The following is a 19911-nucleotide window of genomic DNA, read 5'->3' on the forward strand; positions in this document are numbered from 1 at the left end:
CGAATGCGCCTGGGAGAGCCAGCCATGAGTCTCACGAAGCCGTACCGGCCGTCCCTCCTCGCGCTGCTGGCGTTGAGCTGCCTGGGCGGCGAGGCGTTTGCGGTCGAGGACACCGCGCCTGACGGCGACAAGGGACGCTATACGATGTCGACGACATCGGACGGCGTGATCCGGCTCGATACCAAGACCGGTGCGGTCTCGATGTGCAACAACAGCAGTGGATCGGGCTTTGCCTGTTACGCGGTGCCTGATGAGCGCGCCGCGCTGGACGCCGAGATCGGCCGTCTGCAGGCGGAGAATGAAAAGCTCAAGGGCCAGCTCGCGTCGCGCGACCAGAGCATCTCCGGCAAGATTGATGAGCCGCTGCCGAAAGATCAGGCGCTGCCCAAGTCCGATCAGTTGAAGAAAGCCGAACCCAAGACGGGGGACAAGCCGGGTGAATCGAAATCCTCCGATGGAACGCGCAAGCTCGAGATCCCGCTGCCCAGCGACCAGGACATGGACCGCATGATGGGGTTCCTCGAGCAGGCTTGGCGCCGGCTGCTCGACATGGCAGCGCGGGTGCAGAAGGACGTCTCGGGCAGGATCTGACCCCGGGGCGAGGAGGTCAGGCAGATGCCGGCAGCATCGATGTCGCGGACGGCGCCGTCGGCCGTCGCCGTCAACACGGTCGTGACGGCTGCCCTGACGGTGCAGACCTCCGGCCGCGGCTTCACCGACCTGACGCGCGAGGTCGCGGCGTTCCTGCGCGAGGTCCGTGCGAAGGAAGGGGTGGTGACCGCGTTCATCCGCCACACCTCGGCGTCGCTCACGATCCAGGAGAATGCCGACCCGACGGTGCTGCACGATCTCACCACGGCGCTGTCCCGGCTGGCGCCCGAGGATGCCGGCTGGGTGCACGACGCCGAGGGGCCCGACGACATGCCGGCTCACATCAAGACTCTGCTGAGCTCGGTGTCGCTGCAGGTGCCGGTGCGCGACGGCCGCATGCTGCTCGGCACCTGGCAGGCTCTCTATCTGATCGAGCATCGCTCTCGTCCGCATCGGCGCGAGGTGGTGTTGCAGTTCATCGGGGCGGTCTGACCGGCAAAAAGAGCAAACGCCTGGCCTGAAATGCGGAACGGCCGCGGAGCGATCCGCGGCCGTTCGTCGGAAGGGGATGCGAGCGGATGGGGCCGCTCGCAACACGGGTCACTTCGCCTGGATGTCGACGTCCTTGGTTTCCGGCAGGAACAGGAAGCCGACCACCGCAGTGATCACGGCGAAGAAGATCGGGTACCACAGGCCGGCATAGATATCGCCGGTCGAGGCCACGATCGCGAAGGCGGTTGCGGGCAGGAGGCCGCCGAACCAGCCGTTGCCGATGTGATACGGCAGCGACATCGAGGTGTAGCGGATCTTGGTCGGGAACAGCTCGACCAGCATCGCGGCGATCGGGCCGTACACCATGGTGACGAAGATCACCAGGATGAACAGCAGACCGATGATGGCAGCGACCTGCGGACGGAAGATGTCGAAGGGATGCGCCATCTTGACGATGCCGGCATCACCCGCCTTCGGATAGCCGGCCTCGCCGATCGCGGCCGTCAGCGCCGGGTTGCTGGTCTTCGCGTCGGTGTAGGGCACTTCCTTGCCGTTGAAGGTGACCTTCACGCCGGAGCCGGCCGGGCCATAAACCGTCGAGTACCTGACCGAGGACTGGGCCAGGAAGGCGCGGGCGGTGTCGCAAGGCGCGGTGAAGACGCGGGTGCCGACCGGGTTGAACAGATCGCCGCAGCCGGCGGGATCAGCCACCACTTCCACCTTCGTCGCCTCGATCGCCTTCTCCAGCGCCGGGTTGGCGTTGGTGGTGATCATCTTGAAGATCGGGAAGAAGGTCAGTGCCGCGATCAGGCAGCCGCCCATGATGATCGGCTTGCGGCCGATCTTGTCGGACAGCATGCCGAACACGATGAAGAAGCCGGTGCCGAGCAGCAGCGACCAGGCGATCAGCAGGTTGGCGGTGTAGCCATCGACCTTCAGGATCGATTGCAGGAAGAACAGCGCGTAGAACTGGCCGGTGTACCAGACCACGCCCTGGCCCATCGTGGCGCCGATCAGCGCCAGCAACACGATCTTGGCGTTGCCCCAGTTCGCGAACGCTTCCGTCAGCGGCGCCTTCGAGCTCTTGCCCTCGTCCTTCATCTTCTGGAACACGGGCGATTCGTTCAGGCGCAGACGGATCCAGACGGAGACGCCGAGCAGCAGCACGGAGACCAGGAACGGAATGCGCCAGCCCCATTTGGCGAAGTCGGCCTCGCCGATGATGGTGCGGGTGAACAGGATGACCAGCAGCGACAGGAACAGGCCCATCGTCGCCGTCGTCTGGATGAAGGAGGTGTAGTAGCCGCGCTTGCCCATCGGGGCGTGCTCGGCGACATAGGTCGCGGCGCCGCCATACTCGCCGCCGAGCGCGAGGCCCTGCAGCAGGCGCAGGCCGATCAGGATCACCGGTGCCGCGAAGCCGATGGTCTCGGCGTTCGGCAGCAGGCCGACGATGAAGGTCGACAGGCCCATGATCAGGATCGTGACCAGGAAGGTGTATTTGCGGCCGACGATGTCGCCGATGCGGCCGAACACGATCGCGCCGAACGGGCGGACCAGGAAGCCGGCGGCGAACGCGAGCAGTGCGAAAATGTCGCGGGTGGCTGCCGGATAGCCGCTGAAGAACTGCGCGCCGATGATCGAGGCCAGCGACCCGTAAAGATAGAAGTCGTACCACTCGAAGACGGTGCCGAGAGAGGAGGCCAGAATGACGAAGCGTTCGTCCTTCGTCATGCCTCCCGATCTCGCTTGTGTGGCTACCATTGTTGACATCGGCATTCGCTCCCCATGATTGTTGTGATGATGGCTTTCGCCTCCGCATGCCGGACTTGGACGGCGCAGGTCGCGGAGACCTTGCTCTTCAGTAACATTGCAGTGAAACCCGCCCCAATACGACTTTCGGCTCTGCCCTCTGCGGCGCGCGGGAAAGATGGGGACATTGCGCCGGATCAAGTTCGGTGAGCGGCCGTCGCGCTATCGATGTTGCGTTGCACAAGGTTCGGATTAACCGCCTTCCCTGCAAGTGGAATTGGACGCTTGCATGCAACCGGTGGCCGGGCGAGTATTTCCGGAAAACCGGGCGCGTGCAGTTGCAGCACGTCGTCGGTCTCGCAAGGTCAAGTCTGGATTCATGGCGGCTGCCAGCACCCATCTCGTCATTGCCGATGATCACCCGCTGTTCCGCAACGCTTTGCGGCAGGCGGTCGCGAGCGTGCTCGCGGAGGCCGTGGTCGACGAGGCCGGTTCGTTCGAGGACCTCACCGCGCTGCTGGAAAAGGATTCCGAGGTCGATCTCGTACTTCTCGACCTCACCATGCCCGGCATCTCCGGCTTCTCGGGCCTGATCTATCTGCGCGCGCAATATCCGGCGATCCCGGTCGTCATCGTGTCGGCGAGCGACGATGGCGCGACGATCCGCCGCTCGCTCGATTTCGGCGCCTCCGGCTTCATCCCGAAGCGGTTCGGCGTCGACACGCTGCGCGATGCCATCAAGAAGGTGATGGACGGCGACGTCTGGGTGCCGCCCGACACGGACTTGGCCGCCGGCGCCGATCCGGAGATGACCAGGCTGCGCGACCGTCTGGTGACGCTGACCCCGCAGCAGGTGCGGGTGCTGATGATGCTGTCGCAGGGGCTGCTCAACAAGCAGATCGCCTACGAGCTCGGTGTCTCCGAGGCGACCATCAAGGCGCATGTGTCGGCGATCCTGCAGAAGCTCGGTGTCGAGAGCCGGACGCAGGCGGTGATTGCGGCGGCGAAGATCGCGGGCAGCGCCTGGCGGCAGGACGCGCCGACGGGGAAGTAGGCGACGGGAAAATCTGGATGGGTCGTCATTCCGGGTCTGGTCCGCAGGACCAGACCCGGATGCGCAGTTGCGCATCGGGAATCTCGAGATTCCGAATTCGGCTCTGCGAGCCGCCCCGGAATGACGATACCCCGCAGCCGTCTGCCGGAGGCGCCATTGGCCGGCGCTTGATGCCGTATGTGGACAGCGTCCATTCCGCACGCCTTCTGCTTCAATCGCGACACACCTTCACGGCCTCGCGACGCATCGCGCGTCCGAGCTTTGCTCATTGTCCGCCCCCTCGAAGACAGAGGGCGCAGGGAAGGCCGGGCGCTGGCCGCGCCCGTGGCCCGCCTGCAGAAAAAAAGCAGGCGGCAGTCACCACAGGTCTGGCCGAAGACACCCGGCCCTCCCTGCGCGATGGTTTTGACGGCTGCTCCGTGCTCTCCCCGGGGACCGGCGTTCTTGCCCCCGTCATCCGCAACATCGTCGCTACGGACTTGGCATCAGCACCGGGATGCCAGGACCACACGGCTTGACCGTGCGCGCCGGATCGTTCGTCCGCAGGACCAAGCCCGCTGCGACCCGACGCGCCCACCGCATCCCGCACCCCACGTTCGTGACGATCGCGAAGCGCCCCTCATGACGAGCACGGGACGACTCAAGGGGTAGCACGATTTCTGGAAAAAAGAAAGTCTGTATCTAGGGGGACGCAGAGCAAAGTGCGCAAGCTCCGCTTAGGCCCATCTCCGTGCAAGTCTCCCCAAAGCCACGGTAAGATTCCGCAGGTGTGCCAAGGCGCCCTGCCGCGAGGTTTGCGACGTTGAGTTTTGTTGGACTGTTACCGAGGCCTTCCAGTCTTGTGGAGCAAGTGACGCCTTGTTGGTCCGTACATCAATCCGGTCGGCTAGACCTGATCTTTGAGATCGAGTGTAGCAATCTTCTCCCTCACTTCGTCGCTAAGATAATTGGGATTGACCGTTCGCAGATATCGAAGTGCTTCTACGTCATTGGCCTTGTACTCAAGGCGTCGCTTGTAACTTGTAAAATGTTAGGCGACCTTCGGATTCCGAGATTATCTGACCCCAGGTCTTTACCCAAACTCGAACCTTCGGCTCGTCATACTCGGCCAACCCGGCGTAGCCGGCGGCGTCGAACAGCTCGACCCACCGATCCCACGAGCCGGGCTTCAGCCACAGGCCGTGGATGAAGATGATCGCGCGCCTTTGCGAGGCGTTGGCTGCGACGATCGCATCATCGCATGTGTGGGTCGACATGATCGGCGCCCTTCTGCTGCGTTGGATCAGTTGCGCGGCGGCGTGGCGGCGGACTGCCCGTTGAGGAAGGCGTCGATCGCAGCGACCGTCGCGGCCGGCTGCTCCTCCATCAGCCAATGGCCGGAGCCGGGGATGACCTGCTCCTGCACGTTGGACGCGCCGGCCCGTGCCACCACCGCCATGGTCGGGCCGAAGGACGCCGCGCCACCGATCGCCAGCACCGGCATCGTCAGCTTGCCATGCGCCGCGAGCCAGGCGCGGTTGTCGATCGCGTCCTGATCGAAGGCGGCGAACTGGCTGAAGCCCGCATGCATCCGCCCCGGGCCGGCATAGAGCTGCGCGTAATGGACGCGCGCGGCCTCCGGGAAGTGGGCAGGGTTAGCCGAGAACTCGTTCCAGAAGCGGTCGAGATAGATGCGCTCGCGCCCCTCCACCAGGCGCTCCATGTCGGGGCCGCCGAAGCGGAAGTGCCACAGCAGCGGGTTCTTCAGGATCTCCTCCCACGGGCCGATGCCCGGCACCGGCGCATCCATCAGCACCAGCTTGGTCACGCGGTCCGCATGCCGTGCCGCCAGCGCGTAGGCGACCATGTTGCCGATGTCGTGCGCCACGACCTCGGCGGTGCGGGCGCCCAGCGCGTCCATGACGCCGGCGATGTCCTCGGCCTGGTTGGCCTTCTCAAAACCTTTGTCGGCGGGAGCGGAGAGGCCGAGCCCGCGCAGGTCGGGCACGATGACCGTGTGGTTCTGCGAAAGCTTGGCGGCGAGCGGCACCCACATGTCGCCGGTGTCGCCATAGCCGTGCAGCAGCACCACCGCGGGTCCAGTGCCGCCGACGCGGACGTGGAGCGTGGTGCCGTTGGTCGGGATCTCCTGGGTGCGGAAGGTCTTGGGGAAATTCCCGGGCGCCTCGGTCGCGTCGGCGAGGGCGGCGCTGGTCAGGACGGTGAGCGCGGTGGCGGCAAAGGCGGTTCGTTGCAGCAGGCGGGGAAGGGTCATGGCGATCTCCTCAGTGGCCGTGTTGATGCACGCGAAGCTAGACGAGCGAGGTCCGCGGTATTAGAGGGTAGTCACGCCAAGGATTTTTGATCGGGACGCAAAGATGGTATTGGCCAGCGCGGACCGTGCGCGGGATCTCGAAGTGTTCTGCGCCGTCGCCGGCAGCGGCAGCTTCTCGGCCGCCGGTCGCAGTCTCGGGCTGACGCCATCGGCTGTGAGCCGGACGCTCGATCGCATCGAGGCGCGGCTTGGCGCACGGCTGCTGTTGCGAAGCACGCGGGCGCTGACGCTGACGGCCGAGGGGCAGGCCTATCTCGCGGCCGCCCGCCGCATCCTCGCCGACCTCGACGAGGCCGAGCAGGCGATCGCGGATCAAGGCGCGCCGCGCGGGCGCATCCGGGTCAGCGCCGCCCTCTCGCACGGCCGCGTCTGCATCGTCCCTCTGCTCGGCGAGTTCGTGCGGCGCTATCCAAACATCCTGGTCGACATCAATCTGAGCGACGGGCTCGTCGACGTGGCGGCGGGGCAGGCGGATGTCGCGATTCGCGGCGGTCCGCTGCCCGACAGCGCGCTCACCGCGCGCCGCCTCGGCGACAACGGCCGCACCATCGTCGCCTCGCCCGACTACCTGGCGCGCTGGGGCGTGCCGGAGGCGCCGGAAGACCTCTACAACCACAATTGCCTGAACTTCAGCTTTCGCCGCGCCGAGCCGGTGTGGCCGTTCCGCCGCGATGGCGTCGACTATGCGCTGAAGGTGCGCGGCGCCGTCGAAGCCAACAGCGGCGACACGCTCAGCCAGCTGGCGCTCGGCGGCGTCGGCATCGCCCGCGTCGGCGATTTCAGCCTCGGCAACGCCATCGCCGAGGGGCGGCTGGTGCCGCTGCTCGAAGCGTTCAATCCCGGCGACAGGGAAGTCTTTCACGCCGTCTTCGTCGGCGGCGCCAACACGCCCGCGCGTGTTCGGGTGTTCGTGGACTATCTGGTCGAGCGGATGGGGGACAGTCCCGGCAAGGCAGCAACGCGGCGAGGGTCGTGACTTGGCAGCCGCCCTTACTCCGCCGCGACCATCTGCTGAATCCGCCACTGCCCGAGCAGCGCCCGCAGCGATGCCGGCTTCAGCGGCTTGTTGAGCACGGCGATGTTGTCGTCGCGGGCGGCGGCGCGGACGTGGGGGCTGCGGTCGGCGGTGATCAGGATCGCGGGCAGCGCCTCGTTGAAGCGGCGGCGGATGTCGCGGATGGCGGCGATGCCGTTGCCGCGGTCGAGATGGTAGTCGACGAGCAGGCCGGTGACGGCGCCGTCGCGCGCCGCGATCGCCTCCATCGCGGACTCCGGATCAGGGACGGCGATCACCTCGGCGTCCCACGCCGTCAGCAGGGTCTTCATGCCGTCGAGGATCGCCGGGTCGTTCTCGATGCAGACGATCAGGGCGCCCGCAATCGGCGTCGTCGCCAGCGGGGTTGCGGTGGTGACGGCGGCGGTGTGGTTGATCGCCTTGGCGATCGGCACCGTCACTGAGAACACCGAGCCGCGGCCGGGCCGCGAGTCCAGCGCAATGCCGTGATTGAGCACGCGCGCGATGCGCTCGACGATCGACAGCCCCAGGCCGAGGCCGCGCGCGATCCGCGCGCCCTGCTCGAGGCGGTGGAATTCCTTGAAGATCTCGCCGCGCTTGACCGGGGGGATGCCGACGCCGGTGTCGTAGACGCCGATCTGCAGCGACTGGCCGTGGCGGCGGCAGCCGACCAGCACGCGGCCCTTGGGGGTGTACTTGATGGCGTTGGAGATGAAGTTCTGCAGCAGCCGGCGCAGCAGCAGACGGTCGGACTCGACCGGCAGCGATGACGGCACGAACACCAGCTCCAGACCCTTGGCGCGCGCGGCGGGCGCGAACTCGATCTCCAGCGAGCGCATCAGGTCGGCCATCTTGAAGCTCGAGACCTGCGGCGTCATCGCGCCGGCATCGAGCCGGGAAATGTCGAGCAGCGCGCCGAGAATCTCCTCGATCGCCTCGAGCGAGTCGTCGATGTTCTCGACCAGGCGCGAATCCTCGCCGGCCGTCTGCCGCTCGACGAGGCTCGTCACGTAGAGCCGCGCCGCGTTCAGCGGCTGCAGGATGTCGTGGCTGGCCGCCGCAAGGAAGCGCGTCTTGGAGATGTTGGCGTCCTCGGCGGCGCTCTTGGCCAGCGCCAGCTCCGAGTTCAGCCGCGTCAGCTCCTCGGTGCGGTCGCGGACGCGCTTTTCCAGCGTCGCATTGGCGCGCTCCAGTGCCTCGGCGGCTTCGAACGAGGGCGTGACGTCGGTGAAGGTGATGACGAGGCCGCCATCCGGCATGCGATTGGTGCGGACCTCGATCACCATGTGGCGGTCGGCGAGGCGTTCCAGATAGGGCTCGCCCTCGGTCGTGTAGGCGGCGAGCCGCCGCGCCAGCAGCGCCTCGCCGTCCTCATAGGTGGGCGCGCCGATCGTGCCCATGAATTCGAGGATCTCCTTCAACGGACTGCCGATCTGCACCAGATCCGGCGGCAGCCCGAGCAGGTCGACGAACTGGCCGTTGGAGCAGATCAGTTGCAGGTCGGCGTCGAACACCGCGATGCCCTGGCGCACATGATTCAGCGCGGTCTGCAGGATCTCGCGGTTGAAATGCAGCGCGGCGTGGGAATCGTCGAGCAGCTTGAGCGCGGCCTTGGCGGACACCGTGCGCTTGCGCAACAGCAGCGACATCACGAGGCGCGACGACGCCGCGCCGATCGACGAGGCGATCAGGTGCTCGGCATGGCGCAGCAGCTCGAAATCGGCCGGCGCGGCCGGATCGAGCGGGAGGTTGCGCTGGGCGGCGAACGCCTCGAACGAGGCGCGGGCGCGGTCGGGACCGAGATATTGGCCGACCGTGCTCTGGATGTCCTGCACCGTCACGGTCGAGCGCCAGCGCCGGAAGCTCGGCGCACTCGGCGTCAGCTCGGCCGGCACGAAGATGTCGGCCTGCAACAGCTCGATCGACGACGGCTGCCGCGCCAGCGACAGCACGACGTAGGTCAAGAGATTGAGCGACAGGCTCCACAGCACGCCGTGCAGCAGCGGCGGCAAATCGGTGCCGAGCAGCGCCTGCGGCCGCAGCGGCTCGAAGCCGAACGGACCGTGCTGCAGGAACAGGATGCCGGCGGTGGAGGTGTCGAGGAAGCTCGGGATGAACAGCGTGTAGAGCCAGACGGCGAAGCCGACCAGCATGCCGCCCATCGCGCCGCGCGCGGTCGCGCGCCGCCAGAACAGACCGCCGAAGAAGCTCGGTGCGAGCTGCGCGATGGCGGCGAACGACAACAGGCCGATCGCGGCGAGCTGGGTGTTGCCGAGCGCGCGGTAGTAGAAATAGGCCATCACCATGATGGCGAAGATCGCGATGCGGCGGGTGCCGAGCAGGAAGCCGGCGAAGTCGCGGCCGATCTCGCGCTGCTCCTGGCGCTGCAGCACCAGGGGCACGACGATGTCGTTGCACACCATGATCGACAGCGCCACGCATTCGACGATCACCATCGCGGTCGCCGCCGACAGGCCGCCGACGAAGACCAGGATCGACAGCCATTGCGAATTGGCTTCGATCGGCAGCGCCAGCACGTACATGTCGCTGTCGACGGCGCCGAACGGGAAGGTGATGAGGCCTGCGAGAGCGATCGGGATCACGAACAGATTGATCGCGATCAGATAGAGCGGAAACAGCCAGCGCGCACGCGACACCTCGGCATCGTCGGCGTTCTCGACCACGCTGACATGGAACTGGCGCGGCAGCAACATCGCGGCGCAGAACGACAGCAGGGTCATGGTGAGGAAATTGCCGATGCCCGGCACATATTCCAGCGCGCGCTCGGCCTCCGGCGATTTCATGGCCCGCTCGATCAGCTCGACCGGCGAGAACATCCAGAAGGTGACGAAGGCGCCGGCGGCGATGAAGGCGACCAGCTTGATGATCGACTCGGTCGCGACCGCCAGCATCAGGCCGTGCTGGTGCTCGGTGGCGTCGGTCTGCCGCGTTCCGAACAGCACCGCGAAGACAGCCATCGCCAAGGTGACCATCAGCGCCATGTCGCCGACGAAGGGGATGTGGGCGAAGGCGCGGTCGTCGATCAGGATGGTCTGCAGCGACGAGGCGACGGCCTTGAGCTGCAGCGCGATGTAAGGCACCGAGCCGATGATCGCGATCAGCGCCACGGTGGCCGCCACCGCCTGGCTCTTGCCGTAGCGGGCGCCGATCAGGTCGGCAACGGAGGTGATGTTCTGCGACTTGGCGAGCCGGATCACCCGGCGCAGCAGCGGCGTGCAGGCGCCGACCATCAGGATCGGCCCGAGATAGATCGCGAGGAAGTCGACGCTGGTGCGGGAGGCAAAGCCGACCGAGCCGAAGAAGGTCCAGGACGTGCAGTAGATCGCCAGCGACAGCGGGTAGATCAGCCCGGCCAGCCGGCCGCGGCTCTCTGCCGGCCGCCGTTCGCCGGCCCGGTTGCCGCGGCTGGCGACCAGGAACAGGAACCCGATATAGCCGAACGCGGCCAGGATCACGCCCCAGTCGTGCAGCATCTCCTACGCGTCTCCGACGTCTTCCTCGAAGGCTCCGGGCTGATCCCGTTGTCCGGGAAATCTAGCCCGTTGCTGGAGGCAGGGCGATAGCGATCTTGCCGAGAGAGCGCGGAGCTGGAGTCGTCGTTAGCGCGGGAGACCCCGCAGTCTCCGCCGTCCTTCCGGAGCGCCCGCAGGGCGAGCCCGGAATCCATGTCGCCTCATGCCGTGCTGCCCGATGGATTCCGGGCTCGTGCTTCGCACGCCCCGGAATGACGGAGAGGGTGTTGCTCGGTCAGCTGGGCGGCAAGCGGGGCAAACGGGCCACCACGTTTTCCGCCGTCATTCCGGGGCGCCCGCAGGGCGAGCCCGGAATCCATGTCGCCTCATGCTGTGCTGCCCGATGGATTCCGGGCTCGTGCTTCGCACGCCCCGGAATGACGGAGAGAGGGAACTACTCCGCCGCCAGCGGCTTCTTGTGCAGCGCGAGTCCGAGCCGTTCCCAGACCTGCAGCAGGGCTTCCGCCAGGCGGTCGATCAGGCCGTCGTCGTGGTAGGGCGAGGGCGTGATGCGCAGGCGCTCGGTGCCCTTGGCGACCGTCGGGTAGTTGATCGGCTGGATGTAGATGCCGTGCTCTTCCAGCAGGAGATCGGAGGCCTGCTTGCACTTCTCGGGATCGCCGACGAACAGCGGCACGATGTGGGTGTCGTTGGTCATCACCGGCAGGCCGGCGGCGTTGAGGACCGCCTTCACCCGTGCGGCGCGGTCCTGGTGGCGCTCGCGCTCCCAGCTCGACGATTTCAGGTGCTTGATCGCAGCCGTGGCGGCCGAGCAGATCGGCGGCGGCAGCGCGGTCGTGAAGATGAAGCCCGGCGCGTACGAGCGAACCGCGTCGATGATCTCGCCCTTCGCGGCGATGTAGCCGCCGAGGCAGCCGAACGCCTTCGCCAGCGTGCCTTCGAGGATGTCGATGCGGTGCATGACGCCATCACGCTCGGCGATGCCGCCGCCGCGCGGGCCGTACATGCCGACCGCGTGCACCTCGTCGACATAGGTCATCGCATTGTAGCGCTCGGCGAGATCGCAGATCGCAGCCAGCGGCGCCACGTCGCCGTCCATCGAATACAGGCTCTCGCAGGCGATCAGCTTCGGCCTGTTAGGACCGGCGGCGATCAGGAGCTGTTCGAGATGGGCGAGATCGTTGTGGCGCCAGATCTGGCGCTCGCAGCCGGACTGGCGCACGCCCTCGATCATCGAATTGTGGTTCAGCGCGTCCGACAGGATCAGGCAGTCGGGAATCAGCTTGGCGAGCGTGGCGATGCCGGTCTGGTTCGACACGTAGCCGGAGGTGAACAGCAGCGCCGCTTCCTTGCCGTGGAGGTCGGCGAGCTCGGCCTCGAGCTGCACCAGGGGATGATGGGTTCCGGCGATGTTGCGGGTGCCGCCGGCGCCGGTGCCGACGCGGGTTGCGGTCTCGACCATCGCGCCGACCACCTTCGGGTGCTGGCCCATGCCGAGATAGTCGTTGGAGCACCAGATCACGACATTGCGCGGTCCGCTCGGCGAGTGCCAGGTCGCGTGCGGGAACCGGCCGGCGATGCGTTCGAGATCGGCGAAGACTCGGTAGCGACGCTCATCATGCAGGCGACCGAGGGCGGCACTGAAGTACTGGCTGTAGTCCATCACGAAACCCGAACTGGCGCGCTGCAGTGCAGCACCTGAAGCGAAAACCTCGCGGCATGCGTGGCGTAAGGTCTTCTTAGAGCGTTTCCAGAGCGGCTGTCGAGCCGGAATCCCAAGGCGGGAATTGGGCGATTTGTCCAAGGGGGGAGTGATCTCGGCCGAACGGCGCCGGGATTGCGGCGATGCGGCGGCGTCGCGGCCCCGCAGCCTCAGGTGGTGCGATAATGCAGCACGCCGTCGATGGTCTGGCTGGTCAGGCGGCCCTCGACCAGCATGTAGTTGACATGGGCGATCAGCTCGCCGGCGGCGAAGCCCATCTGGTGCGGGTCGAGCACGTGCTTGTGGAACACGACCGGCACGAGCTGCGCCGAGGTCTTCGGCTCGTCGCGGCAGGCGTCGGCGATCATCCGGCAGCGCTCCTCGTGGTGGTCGGCGAGCTGCTTGATGCGCGTCTTCAGCCCGTAGAACGGCACGCCATGGCCTGGCAGCACCAGCACGTCATAGGGCAGGGTGGTGGTGAGGCTCGCCAGCGAGGCCAGATATTCGCCGAGCGAGTTCTGGTCGGGCTCGACCGCCCAGACGCTGACATTGGGCGAGATCTTGCTCAGCACCTGGTCGGCGGACAGGAACAGCTTGTCGGCGGCGCAGTACAGCATGACCTGGTCGAGCGCGTGCCCGCCGCCGGTGATGACCTTGAAGCGCCGGCTGCCGATTTGGATCTCGTCGCCATGGGAGATGCGGCGGTAGGAGGCCGGCAGCACCGAGACGCGCTGCAGATATTCCTGGCCGCGGCCGAGCAGCTTGTCGGTCAGGGTCTCGTCCATGCCGTGGCGGCGGAAGAACAGCCGCTGGGCATTGCGGCGCTCCTCGGTGCCGCGGTTCTGGTGATAGACCGACTGCAGGTACTCGACCTGCGACATCACCAGCGGGCAATTGAAGCGCTCGACGATCCAGCCGGCGAGCCCGACATGGTCGGGATGCGAATGCGTGACGATCAGCCGGGTGATCTTCACATGCTTCAGCGGGCCGTCGAGCAGCCGCGTCCAGGCGGCGATCGACTCCTCGTTGCCGAAGCCGGAGTCCACCGCGACCCAGCCGTCGCCGTCGGCGAGCAGATAGATGTTCACATGGTTGAGGCGGAACGGCAGCTTCAGCCGCAGCCACAGCACGCCGGGCGCGACCTCGACGACCTGGTCCTCGCCGGGATGCTGCTCCCAGGGATAGCGCAGGGCTTCGGCGGAGGAGGTGGCGGTGTCGGTCTTGGTCATGCCTCATCGATTAACGGCCGCCGCGGACGAGCGCCAGCCGAAAAACACATGGCTGGACGGCATTCCGGGGTACGGAAGCTGCGTCGGGTCGCGCCAGCATGACCTGCCTCGACGCCTTCTGCTTCGCCACGCCCCCGTCATTCCGGGGCGAGGCCGCAGGCCTCGAACCCGGAATCGCGAGATTGTCTTGCGCTCATCAGCTCGAGATTCCGGGTTCAATCGCCAATGCGTAAAGCGCATTGACGATTGCCCCGGAATGACCGGCGAGTAGCAACTACGCCGCCCGGATGTTGGTCAGGAACGCATCGACCTCGGCGCGCAGGGTGTCGGCCTCGCGCCGCAGCGCTTCGGAGGCACTGAGCACCTCGTTGGCGGAGGTGCCGGCCTGGGCCGAGGCGCTGGAGACGCCTGTGATGTTGTTGGAGACCTCGGTGGTGCCGGAGGCCGCCTGCTGGATGTTGCGGGCGATCTCGTGCGTCGCGGTGCCCTGCTGCTCCACGGCGGCGGCGATCGCGGTGGTGACGTTGTCGATCTCGGCGATGGTCTCGCCGATGTTGCGGATCGCCGACACCGCCGACGAGGCGACCTGCTGCATGCCTGCGATCTGGGTGCGGATCTCGTCGGTGGCCTTGGCGGTCTGGCTCGCCAGGCTCTTCACCTCCTGCGCGACCACCGCGAAGCCGCGCCCGGCCTCGCCGGCGCGCGCCGCCTCGATGGTGGCGTTGAGCGCGAGCAGGTTGGTCTGCGAGGCGATCGCCTGGATCAGGTCGACGACGACGCTGACGCGGCTCGCATTGTCGGCGAGTCCCTGCATCGTCGAATCGGTGGCGCCGGCTTCCTCGACCGCCTTCTTGGCGATCTGGGCCGAGGTCACGACCTGGCGGCTGATCTCCGCGATCGACGACGACAATTGCTCGGTGCCGGCCGACACGGTCTGGACGTTGACCGAGGTCTCCTCGGCAGCCGCCGCGACCGCATTGACCAGCGAGTTGGACTGGTCGGCGGTCTGCGACATGCTCTGCGCGGTCGCCTGCATGGCCGTGGCGGAGTTCTGCAGCGTGCCGAGGGCGCTGCGCACCGTCGCCTCGAACGTGGCGATCTGGGCCTCCATGCGCGCGGCGCGCTCGGCCTTGGCGGCATTCTCGCGGTCCTGCTCGGCGGCCAGGGTGCGGGCACGGACCATGTTCTCGCGGAACACCTGCAGGGTGTCGACCATCGCGCCGATCTCGTCGCGCTGCTTCGAGGCCGCAATCTCGGTGTCGAGATCGCCGCTCGACAGCGTCTGCATCGCCTGCTGCAGCCGCTTGATCCGGCGCAGGATGTTGCCGCCGACATAGAGCCAGACGAACAGCACCGAGCCGAGCAGCGTGGCTGCGCCGGCACCGGCCATGCCGAGCGTTGCCAGCTCGATGTCACGGCCCGCCGTGCCGGTGGTGCTTTCGGTCGACTTGCGCACGCCTTCCACGAGCTGCTGCACGCTGATGTCGAGACCGACATTGAGCTTGCGCGTCTCCTCCAGCACGGTCTGCCCGTAATCGTTGGCGTCGAGCTCCTTCTCGCGCGTCTTGAACACGCGGGCCTTGCCCTCGCCGAGTGCGGCGAGCTTCAGCGCGGCATCGTGGATTGCCTTGGTGCTGCGGCCGGTCGGCAGCAATTCGAGATTGGATTTGAGCTGCGCCAGCGCCTCCTTGAACTGCCGCTCGATCGTCTCCAGCGTGTCGCTGTCGTTGGCCGATAGCGCGGCGGCCATCTGCGCCACCAGCAGGTTGCCGGACGCTATCACATTGCCGAGCTGCTCGACGAACCGTGCGGCCGCCGTCGCGTCGTCTGCCGACACCTCGGCTGCGCCGAGCACGGCGTTGAGCTGCGTCTGGGCATCCAGCATCGGCTCGTTGGCGGCGGCAGTGAAGTCCGCCTGCGCCTTGCGCAACGCGTCATACTGCTTGTTGTGCAGGGCCGCGACTTCGAGACGCTCGCGTGCGGCGGACACCAGGCTCTGATTGGCCTCGTTGATGTTCTTGATGGTCTCGGCGAGCGGCGCCACCACGCTCTTCGCGGCGCCGAGCGCGCTGATCTCGCTCAGGCGCTCCTGCGTGGTCTTCTGGATCTCCTGCATCTTCTTCAGGCGCTCGTTGAGCGCGTCCTCGCTCTGGGACTGCAGCAGCGCCGGGCCGAGGCTGGCCAGGCCGGAGCTCTGCGCCAGCAGCTGCAGGCTCGAGGTCAGGCGCGGAATCTCGCGGCCCGAGAGTTCGACCATGGTGCCGCCGACGTGTCGCAGCATCAGTCCCGCAGCGACGCTGATCGCGATCGCCATGCCGGCGATCACTGCGAAGGCTGCGAACAGGCTGCCGCGGACGCCCCATCTGGGTCGCAGGACTCCGAGCACCCTGCTGAAGCTGAACCGAATCGCCATCTCTGGTGTCCCCCGATATGCACTACTTGGAGCTGTTGCTTGCAGGCAGTATCGCGGCGGGCGGTTAACAAATCCGGGAAACTACTCGGGCAGTGCTGAGTTTTCTCGCATTTTCGCATTTCACCGTGCGGCATTTAACGGGACGGAAGGGATTGTTGGGCCGCGCCTTCGATAACCTATGACAGAAAAGGCCGGCATCGCTGCCGGCCTTCCCGTCGTTTGTTGTTATTTGACGCCTGCGGATCAGTAGCGGGCCGCGAGCGGAGCGCCCCAGTTGAAGCGGTAGTTCACGCCAGCCTTGAAGGTGTGGTCGTCGGTGGTGAAGCTGCCGGTCGGCACCAGCGCGGCGGGCGCCGTGAAGGTGGCGCTGCCGAAATTGTAGTACTGATACTCGGCCTTGGCCGACCAGTTCGGCGCGAACATGTATTCGAGTCCGCCGCCGACGGTCCAGCCGTTGCGATGGTCGCCGTTGGTCGCGAAGCCGACCGGCGTGCCGGCGAACGTCACCTTCTCGTTGTTGTCGGAATAGGCGTAGCCGCCCTTCACGTAGAGCAGGCCCGGACCCCAGGTATAGCCGAAGCGGCCGGTGATCGAGCCGAGGCCGCGCTGGCTGTTGGTGTAGACGAGGCCGCCGGGGAAGGCGGCGCCGACGCTGCCGCTCAGCCAGCTGTACTGGCCCTCGGCGCCGATCACCCAGGTCGGTGCGAACTGCCAGTCGGCGCCGACCTGCAAGCCGCCCAGGAAGCGGCCGTTGGAGTTGTTGCCGGTGGCGAGGCCGGAGAAGTTGTTGTCGCTCGAGAACGCGCCGCCGAGATGGGCGCCGAGATAGAAGCCGGTCCAGTTGTAGATCGGGGCGGCGTAAGCCGGCGGCGCCTTGGTGGCGTAAGGATAGGTCCGGGCGCCGAGATCGGCGGCGACAGCGGACTGGGCCGAAGCCAGCGCGGCGACGGCAACGGTTGCGAACAGGATCTTCTTCATGGCGGGTCTCCGATACTCAACTAACAAGGCTCGCGCATCGCGCGCCGTCGATGCATCGGAGATAGATCGCTTTTGAATAAAATGCTGTCACTCCCGCAGCACACCGGCCTCCAACCCGACCTTCTCCGGGCAAAGGTTCTGGCGTAGTTAGCAATGCACTAACGAAGGCTGAACCGGGAGTTAACGCCGGGCCCCTTTGTGCCGCCGCGGCACAACCGGTTAAGGCGCGTTAAGAGCTCGATGCAGAGCCGCGACTGCGTCGCGCAGCTGCTCGCGATGAACGATGTCGTCCTTGGGCATCGAAGCGATGCCGGCGGCGAGCTCGTGCAGAATCGCGGCGAGCAGTCCGAAGTTCAGGTGCATATGGATCGACTTGCGGACGTCCTCTGGGCCGGGCCGCTCCAGGGTCAATGCCAGGCCGGATGATTCGAGATGGGCTTCGAACCGCGAGGAATGCTCGAACGTGCCGGCATAGAACTTGTCGGGATATTCGAGCGCGATCTCGGCCTTGTCCGGGATGGGTTTCGACATGGTGGCTCCTGAAGCGACGATCCATGAATGTTCGCAGATCCGCCTCCCGCCGCCTTGCGCCAGGTCATAGTGGGAGGAGCGCCTGCATCCTCGGCCGAAACGGGCTGGACCGCATTTCTACGGGGGCGGAAATTTACCTTCCCTGAGAAAAGGTTGTGCACGCTGGATCAAATTAACGACTCGATGCCGGTCGTTCCGGACGGACCTGCTCCATGCAAGCGAGCGGAGAGGGCTCCGGCGGGGCGACGGCGGGTGCAGTCCACCCTCCAGCGAATGTGCCGCCGACATGAAGATGCGTCTCTCCATTTCCACGTTCATTGCGGCTTTTGGCCTTGTGCTCGCACTCGGCTTCGGTGCGGTCGTGCTGACCAGCGCCTATGCGCTGCGCGAGCTCAAGGTCGGCGGGCCCCTCTACGACAAGATCAAGCTCGGCAATGATCTGGTGGCCGACATCCTGCCGCCGCCTGAATATGTGCTCGAGGCCTATCTCGAGGCGACCCTCGCGCTCCGGACGCCGAACGATCTCGACGCGCACGTCACGAAGCTGGCGCAACTGAAGAAGGACTATGAGGATCGCAAGACGTTCTGGACCGGCTCGGCGCTGCAGCCTGATCTGAAATCGCTGCTGGTCGAACGATCGGACGGCGAGGTCCGGAAATTCTGGCAGGCCCTGGAGGCCGAGTTGATCCCGGCGCTGCGCTCCGGCGACATGGCGAAGGCCGATGCCGCCTATGCCCGGCTGGCCGAAGCCTACGCCGCCCACCGCGCGGTGATCGATACGCTGGTCGACAAGGCGAACAAGCTGAATTCGGACATGGAGGCGACGGCGGCGACCCAGGATCGCAGCATCTCCATCATTGTGTGGACCGTGTCCGGCATCGTTCTGGCTCTGGTCGTCGCCGGCATGTCGGGGCTGGTGATCGGCGTCGTCCGTCCGCTGTCGCGCATGACCGGGCTGATGCGGCGGATCGCCGAGGGCGATCTGTCGGCCGACATTTCCTATTCGGAACGCGGCGACGAGATCGGCGCGATGGCGGGCGCGCTGAGCATCTTCAAGACCAACGCGCTCGAGAACGCGAGCCTGCGCGACAGGCAGGAGCGCGATCGCTCGGCCGCCGAGGAGCATAAGAAGCGCGCCATGCTCGACATGGCCGACGTGATCGAGCGCGAGACCGAGACGTCCGTCGAAGCTGCGGCCGGCGCATCGCGCCAGGTCGAGGCCGTCGCCGCAGGCCTCTCGAAACTGGCCGAGGAACTGTCGACCGATGCGCAATCGGTGGCCGCAGCCTCGGAGAAGTCGCTCTCCAATGCCCAGACGGTCTCGTCGGCAGCCGAGCAACTGAGCTCGGCGATCCGCGAGATCTCGAGCCAGGTGGCGCGCGCCAGCACGATCACCAAATCGGCGGTGACCGAGCGCGAGAAGGCGAAGAACACGATGCTCTCCTTGTCCACGGCCGTGGACAAGATCGCCGAGGTCTCCAACCTGATCGGCGGCATTGCCGAGCAGACCAACCTTTTGGCGCTCAATGCCACCATCGAGGCCGCGCGCGCCGGCGATGCCGGCCGCGGCTTTGCCGTGGTTGCGGCCGAGGTCAAGTCGCTGTCGGATCAGACCGCCAAATCGACCGAGGAGATCTCGCGCCTGATCGGCGAGGTGCAGACCACCACGCAGGCGACCGTCGACGTCGTCGAAGGCATCGGCAGCCAGATTTCCGAGATCGACGAGGTCGCAGCCTCGATCGCCGCGGCGATGGAGGAGCAGCACGCGGCGACCCAGGAGATCAGCCGCTCGGTCCAATCATCGGCCAGCGCGGCGCGCGACGTGTCGTCCAAGATCGGCAATGTCGGCAGGGACGCCGGCATGGTCAACGATCGGGCCGCCGAGGTGCGCAACGCCATCGGCTCCGTGGCAACGGGCCTGACCTCGCTCCGTGCCACGCTGGTGAAGGCCGTCAGGACGGCGACCGCCGAAGCCGATCGCCGTCAGTCGCCGCGGTTGAAGTCGAGCCTGTCGATCAAGGTCGTCGACGATCGCAGGGGCGCGGTGAAGGCCGATCTGGTGGACATTTCCGAAGGCGGCGCCTGGTTCCGGTTCGACCCCGAGCCGGGCATCGGCGATCGCGGCGTCATGGAATTCAGCGGCTTCGACGGCAGCGTGCCGTATCGGGTTCGCGCCCGTGAAAAGGACGCGCTGCATGTCGAGTTCGACCCCGGCCAAAATCGCGAGGCGTTCCTGGCATGGTTCAGGCGGACCTTCGCACGGCAGGCGGCCTAGACGGAGCGAGGTCGCTTGCCTCCGCTCTCGGTCAGGAGAACGGAGGCATTGCTTCGAACGGGCTTCGTCAA

General features: G+C 66.5%; 14 protein-coding genes. 5 read left to right on the forward strand and 9 right to left on the reverse strand.

Annotation, left to right across the window (positions count from 1 at the left end):
- Window positions 1–24 precede the first annotated feature (24 nt).
- Both ACQR13_RS17875 and ACQR13_RS17880 read left to right on the forward strand, forming a co-directional pair.
- Window positions 25–591, forward strand: coding sequence for a hypothetical protein (locus ACQR13_RS17875; protein WP_434863041.1), 567 nt, complete (start codon window positions 25–27; stop codon window positions 589–591).
- 24 nt (window positions 592–615) lie between these two features.
- Window positions 616–1083 (forward strand): secondary thiamine-phosphate synthase enzyme YjbQ, encoded by a 468-nt coding sequence (locus tag ACQR13_RS17880; protein WP_434863042.1) that lies wholly within the window; start codon window positions 616–618, stop codon window positions 1081–1083.
- Window positions 1084–1191: 108 nt separating this feature from the next.
- On the opposite strand, the gene ACQR13_RS17885 is transcribed toward ACQR13_RS17880, so the two are convergent.
- Entirely contained in the window at window positions 1192–2862 is a 1671-nt protein-coding gene (locus ACQR13_RS17885; RefSeq protein WP_316165574.1) for an MFS transporter, read from the reverse strand.
- A 352-nt stretch (window positions 2863–3214) separates the two neighbouring features.
- On the opposite strand from ACQR13_RS17885, the gene ACQR13_RS17890 reads away from it, so the two are divergent.
- A complete protein-coding gene (locus ACQR13_RS17890; protein WP_315717903.1) occupies window positions 3215–3889 on the forward strand; it encodes a response regulator transcription factor in 675 nt (224 codons plus the stop codon).
- A 1001-nt stretch (window positions 3890–4890) separates the two neighbouring features.
- On the opposite strand, the gene ACQR13_RS17895 is transcribed toward ACQR13_RS17890, so the two are convergent.
- The gene (locus ACQR13_RS17895) at window positions 4891–5145 is read right to left on the reverse strand and encodes a hypothetical protein (protein WP_434863043.1); all 255 of its coding nucleotides are present in this window, start codon (window positions 5143–5145) and stop codon (window positions 4891–4893) included.
- 26 nt (window positions 5146–5171) lie between these two features.
- Complete coding sequence (locus tag ACQR13_RS17900; protein WP_434863044.1) at window positions 5172–6143, reverse strand: alpha/beta fold hydrolase; 972 nt, start codon at window positions 6141–6143, stop codon at window positions 5172–5174.
- A gap of 103 nt (window positions 6144–6246) precedes the next feature.
- Between ACQR13_RS17900 and ACQR13_RS17905 the strand changes: the two genes are divergently transcribed.
- Entirely contained in the window at window positions 6247–7179 is a 933-nt protein-coding gene (locus ACQR13_RS17905) for a LysR family transcriptional regulator (RefSeq protein WP_316193451.1), read from the forward strand.
- Window positions 7180–7193: 14 nt separating this feature from the next.
- On the opposite strand, the gene ACQR13_RS17910 is transcribed toward ACQR13_RS17905, so the two are convergent.
- From ACQR13_RS17910 to ACQR13_RS17935, 6 genes are all read right to left on the reverse strand, one after another.
- Window positions 7194–10712, reverse strand: a complete 3519-nt coding sequence (locus tag ACQR13_RS17910; protein ID WP_315717899.1) for a PAS domain-containing hybrid sensor histidine kinase/response regulator — start codon at window positions 10710–10712, stop codon at window positions 7194–7196.
- 433 nt (window positions 10713–11145) lie between these two features.
- Window positions 11146–12375, reverse strand: coding sequence for a 5-aminolevulinate synthase (gene hemA / locus ACQR13_RS17915; protein WP_315717898.1), 1230 nt, complete (start codon window positions 12373–12375; stop codon window positions 11146–11148).
- A 209-nt stretch (window positions 12376–12584) separates the two neighbouring features.
- Window positions 12585–13643, reverse strand: coding sequence for an MBL fold metallo-hydrolase (locus ACQR13_RS17920; RefSeq protein WP_315751312.1), 1059 nt, complete (start codon window positions 13641–13643; stop codon window positions 12585–12587).
- 274 nt (window positions 13644–13917) lie between these two features.
- Window positions 13918–16056 (reverse strand): methyl-accepting chemotaxis protein, encoded by a 2139-nt coding sequence (locus tag ACQR13_RS17925; RefSeq protein WP_315751314.1) that lies wholly within the window; start codon window positions 16054–16056, stop codon window positions 13918–13920.
- 243 nt (window positions 16057–16299) lie between these two features.
- On the reverse strand, window positions 16300–17034 hold the full coding sequence (locus tag ACQR13_RS17930) for an outer membrane protein (protein ID WP_315717895.1): 735 nt from the start codon (window positions 17032–17034) through the stop codon (window positions 16300–16302).
- Window positions 17035–17253: 219 nt separating this feature from the next.
- Window positions 17254–17565 (reverse strand): hypothetical protein, encoded by a 312-nt coding sequence (locus tag ACQR13_RS17935; RefSeq protein WP_315717894.1) that lies wholly within the window; start codon window positions 17563–17565, stop codon window positions 17254–17256.
- A gap of 286 nt (window positions 17566–17851) precedes the next feature.
- On the opposite strand from ACQR13_RS17935, the gene ACQR13_RS17940 reads away from it, so the two are divergent.
- Window positions 17852–19840 carry a methyl-accepting chemotaxis protein gene (locus tag ACQR13_RS17940; protein ID WP_316201993.1) on the forward strand — a complete coding sequence of 663 codons (1989 nt, stop codon included), beginning with the start codon at window positions 17852–17854 and terminating at the stop codon, window positions 19838–19840.
- Window positions 19841–19911 lie beyond the last annotated feature (71 nt).

Source organism: Bradyrhizobium sp. HKCCYLRH3059, from assembly GCF_051168035.1.
Lineage (GTDB): Bacteria > Pseudomonadota > Alphaproteobacteria > Rhizobiales > Xanthobacteraceae > Bradyrhizobium.

Excerpts from the sequence above, each read along its gene's own strand:
- ACQR13_RS17940 (WP_316201993.1), top strand. The coding sequence starts at position 17,852 with ATGAAGATGCGTCTCTCCATTTCCACGTTCATTGCGGCTTTTGGCCTT.
- hemA (WP_315717898.1), bottom strand. The coding sequence starts at position 12,375 with ATGGACTACAGCCAGTACTTCAGTGCCGCCCTCGGTCGCCTGCATGAT.
- ACQR13_RS17890 (WP_315717903.1), top strand. The coding sequence starts at position 3,215 with ATGGCGGCTGCCAGCACCCATCTCGTCATTGCCGATGATCACCCGCTG.
- ACQR13_RS17935 (WP_315717894.1), bottom strand. The coding sequence starts at position 17,565 with ATGTCGAAACCCATCCCGGACAAGGCCGAGATCGCGCTCGAATATCCC.
- ACQR13_RS17880 (WP_434863042.1), top strand. The coding sequence starts at position 616 with ATGCCGGCAGCATCGATGTCGCGGACGGCGCCGTCGGCCGTCGCCGTC.
- ACQR13_RS17885 (WP_316165574.1), bottom strand. The coding sequence starts at position 2,862 with ATGCCGATGTCAACAATGGTAGCCACACAAGCGAGATCGGGAGGCATG.
- ACQR13_RS17875 (WP_434863041.1), top strand. The coding sequence starts at position 25 with ATGAGTCTCACGAAGCCGTACCGGCCGTCCCTCCTCGCGCTGCTGGCG.
- ACQR13_RS17900 (WP_434863044.1), bottom strand. The coding sequence starts at position 6,143 with ATGACCCTTCCCCGCCTGCTGCAACGAACCGCCTTTGCCGCCACCGCG.
- ACQR13_RS17910 (WP_315717899.1), bottom strand. The coding sequence starts at position 10,712 with ATGCTGCACGACTGGGGCGTGATCCTGGCCGCGTTCGGCTATATCGGG.
- ACQR13_RS17920 (WP_315751312.1), bottom strand. The coding sequence starts at position 13,643 with ATGACCAAGACCGACACCGCCACCTCCTCCGCCGAAGCCCTGCGCTAT.
- ACQR13_RS17930 (WP_315717895.1), bottom strand. The coding sequence starts at position 17,034 with ATGAAGAAGATCCTGTTCGCAACCGTTGCCGTCGCCGCGCTGGCTTCG.
- ACQR13_RS17895 (WP_434863043.1), bottom strand. The coding sequence starts at position 5,145 with ATGTCGACCCACACATGCGATGATGCGATCGTCGCAGCCAACGCCTCG.
- ACQR13_RS17925 (WP_315751314.1), bottom strand. The coding sequence starts at position 16,056 with ATGGCGATTCGGTTCAGCTTCAGCAGGGTGCTCGGAGTCCTGCGACCC.
- ACQR13_RS17905 (WP_316193451.1), top strand. The coding sequence starts at position 6,247 with ATGGTATTGGCCAGCGCGGACCGTGCGCGGGATCTCGAAGTGTTCTGC.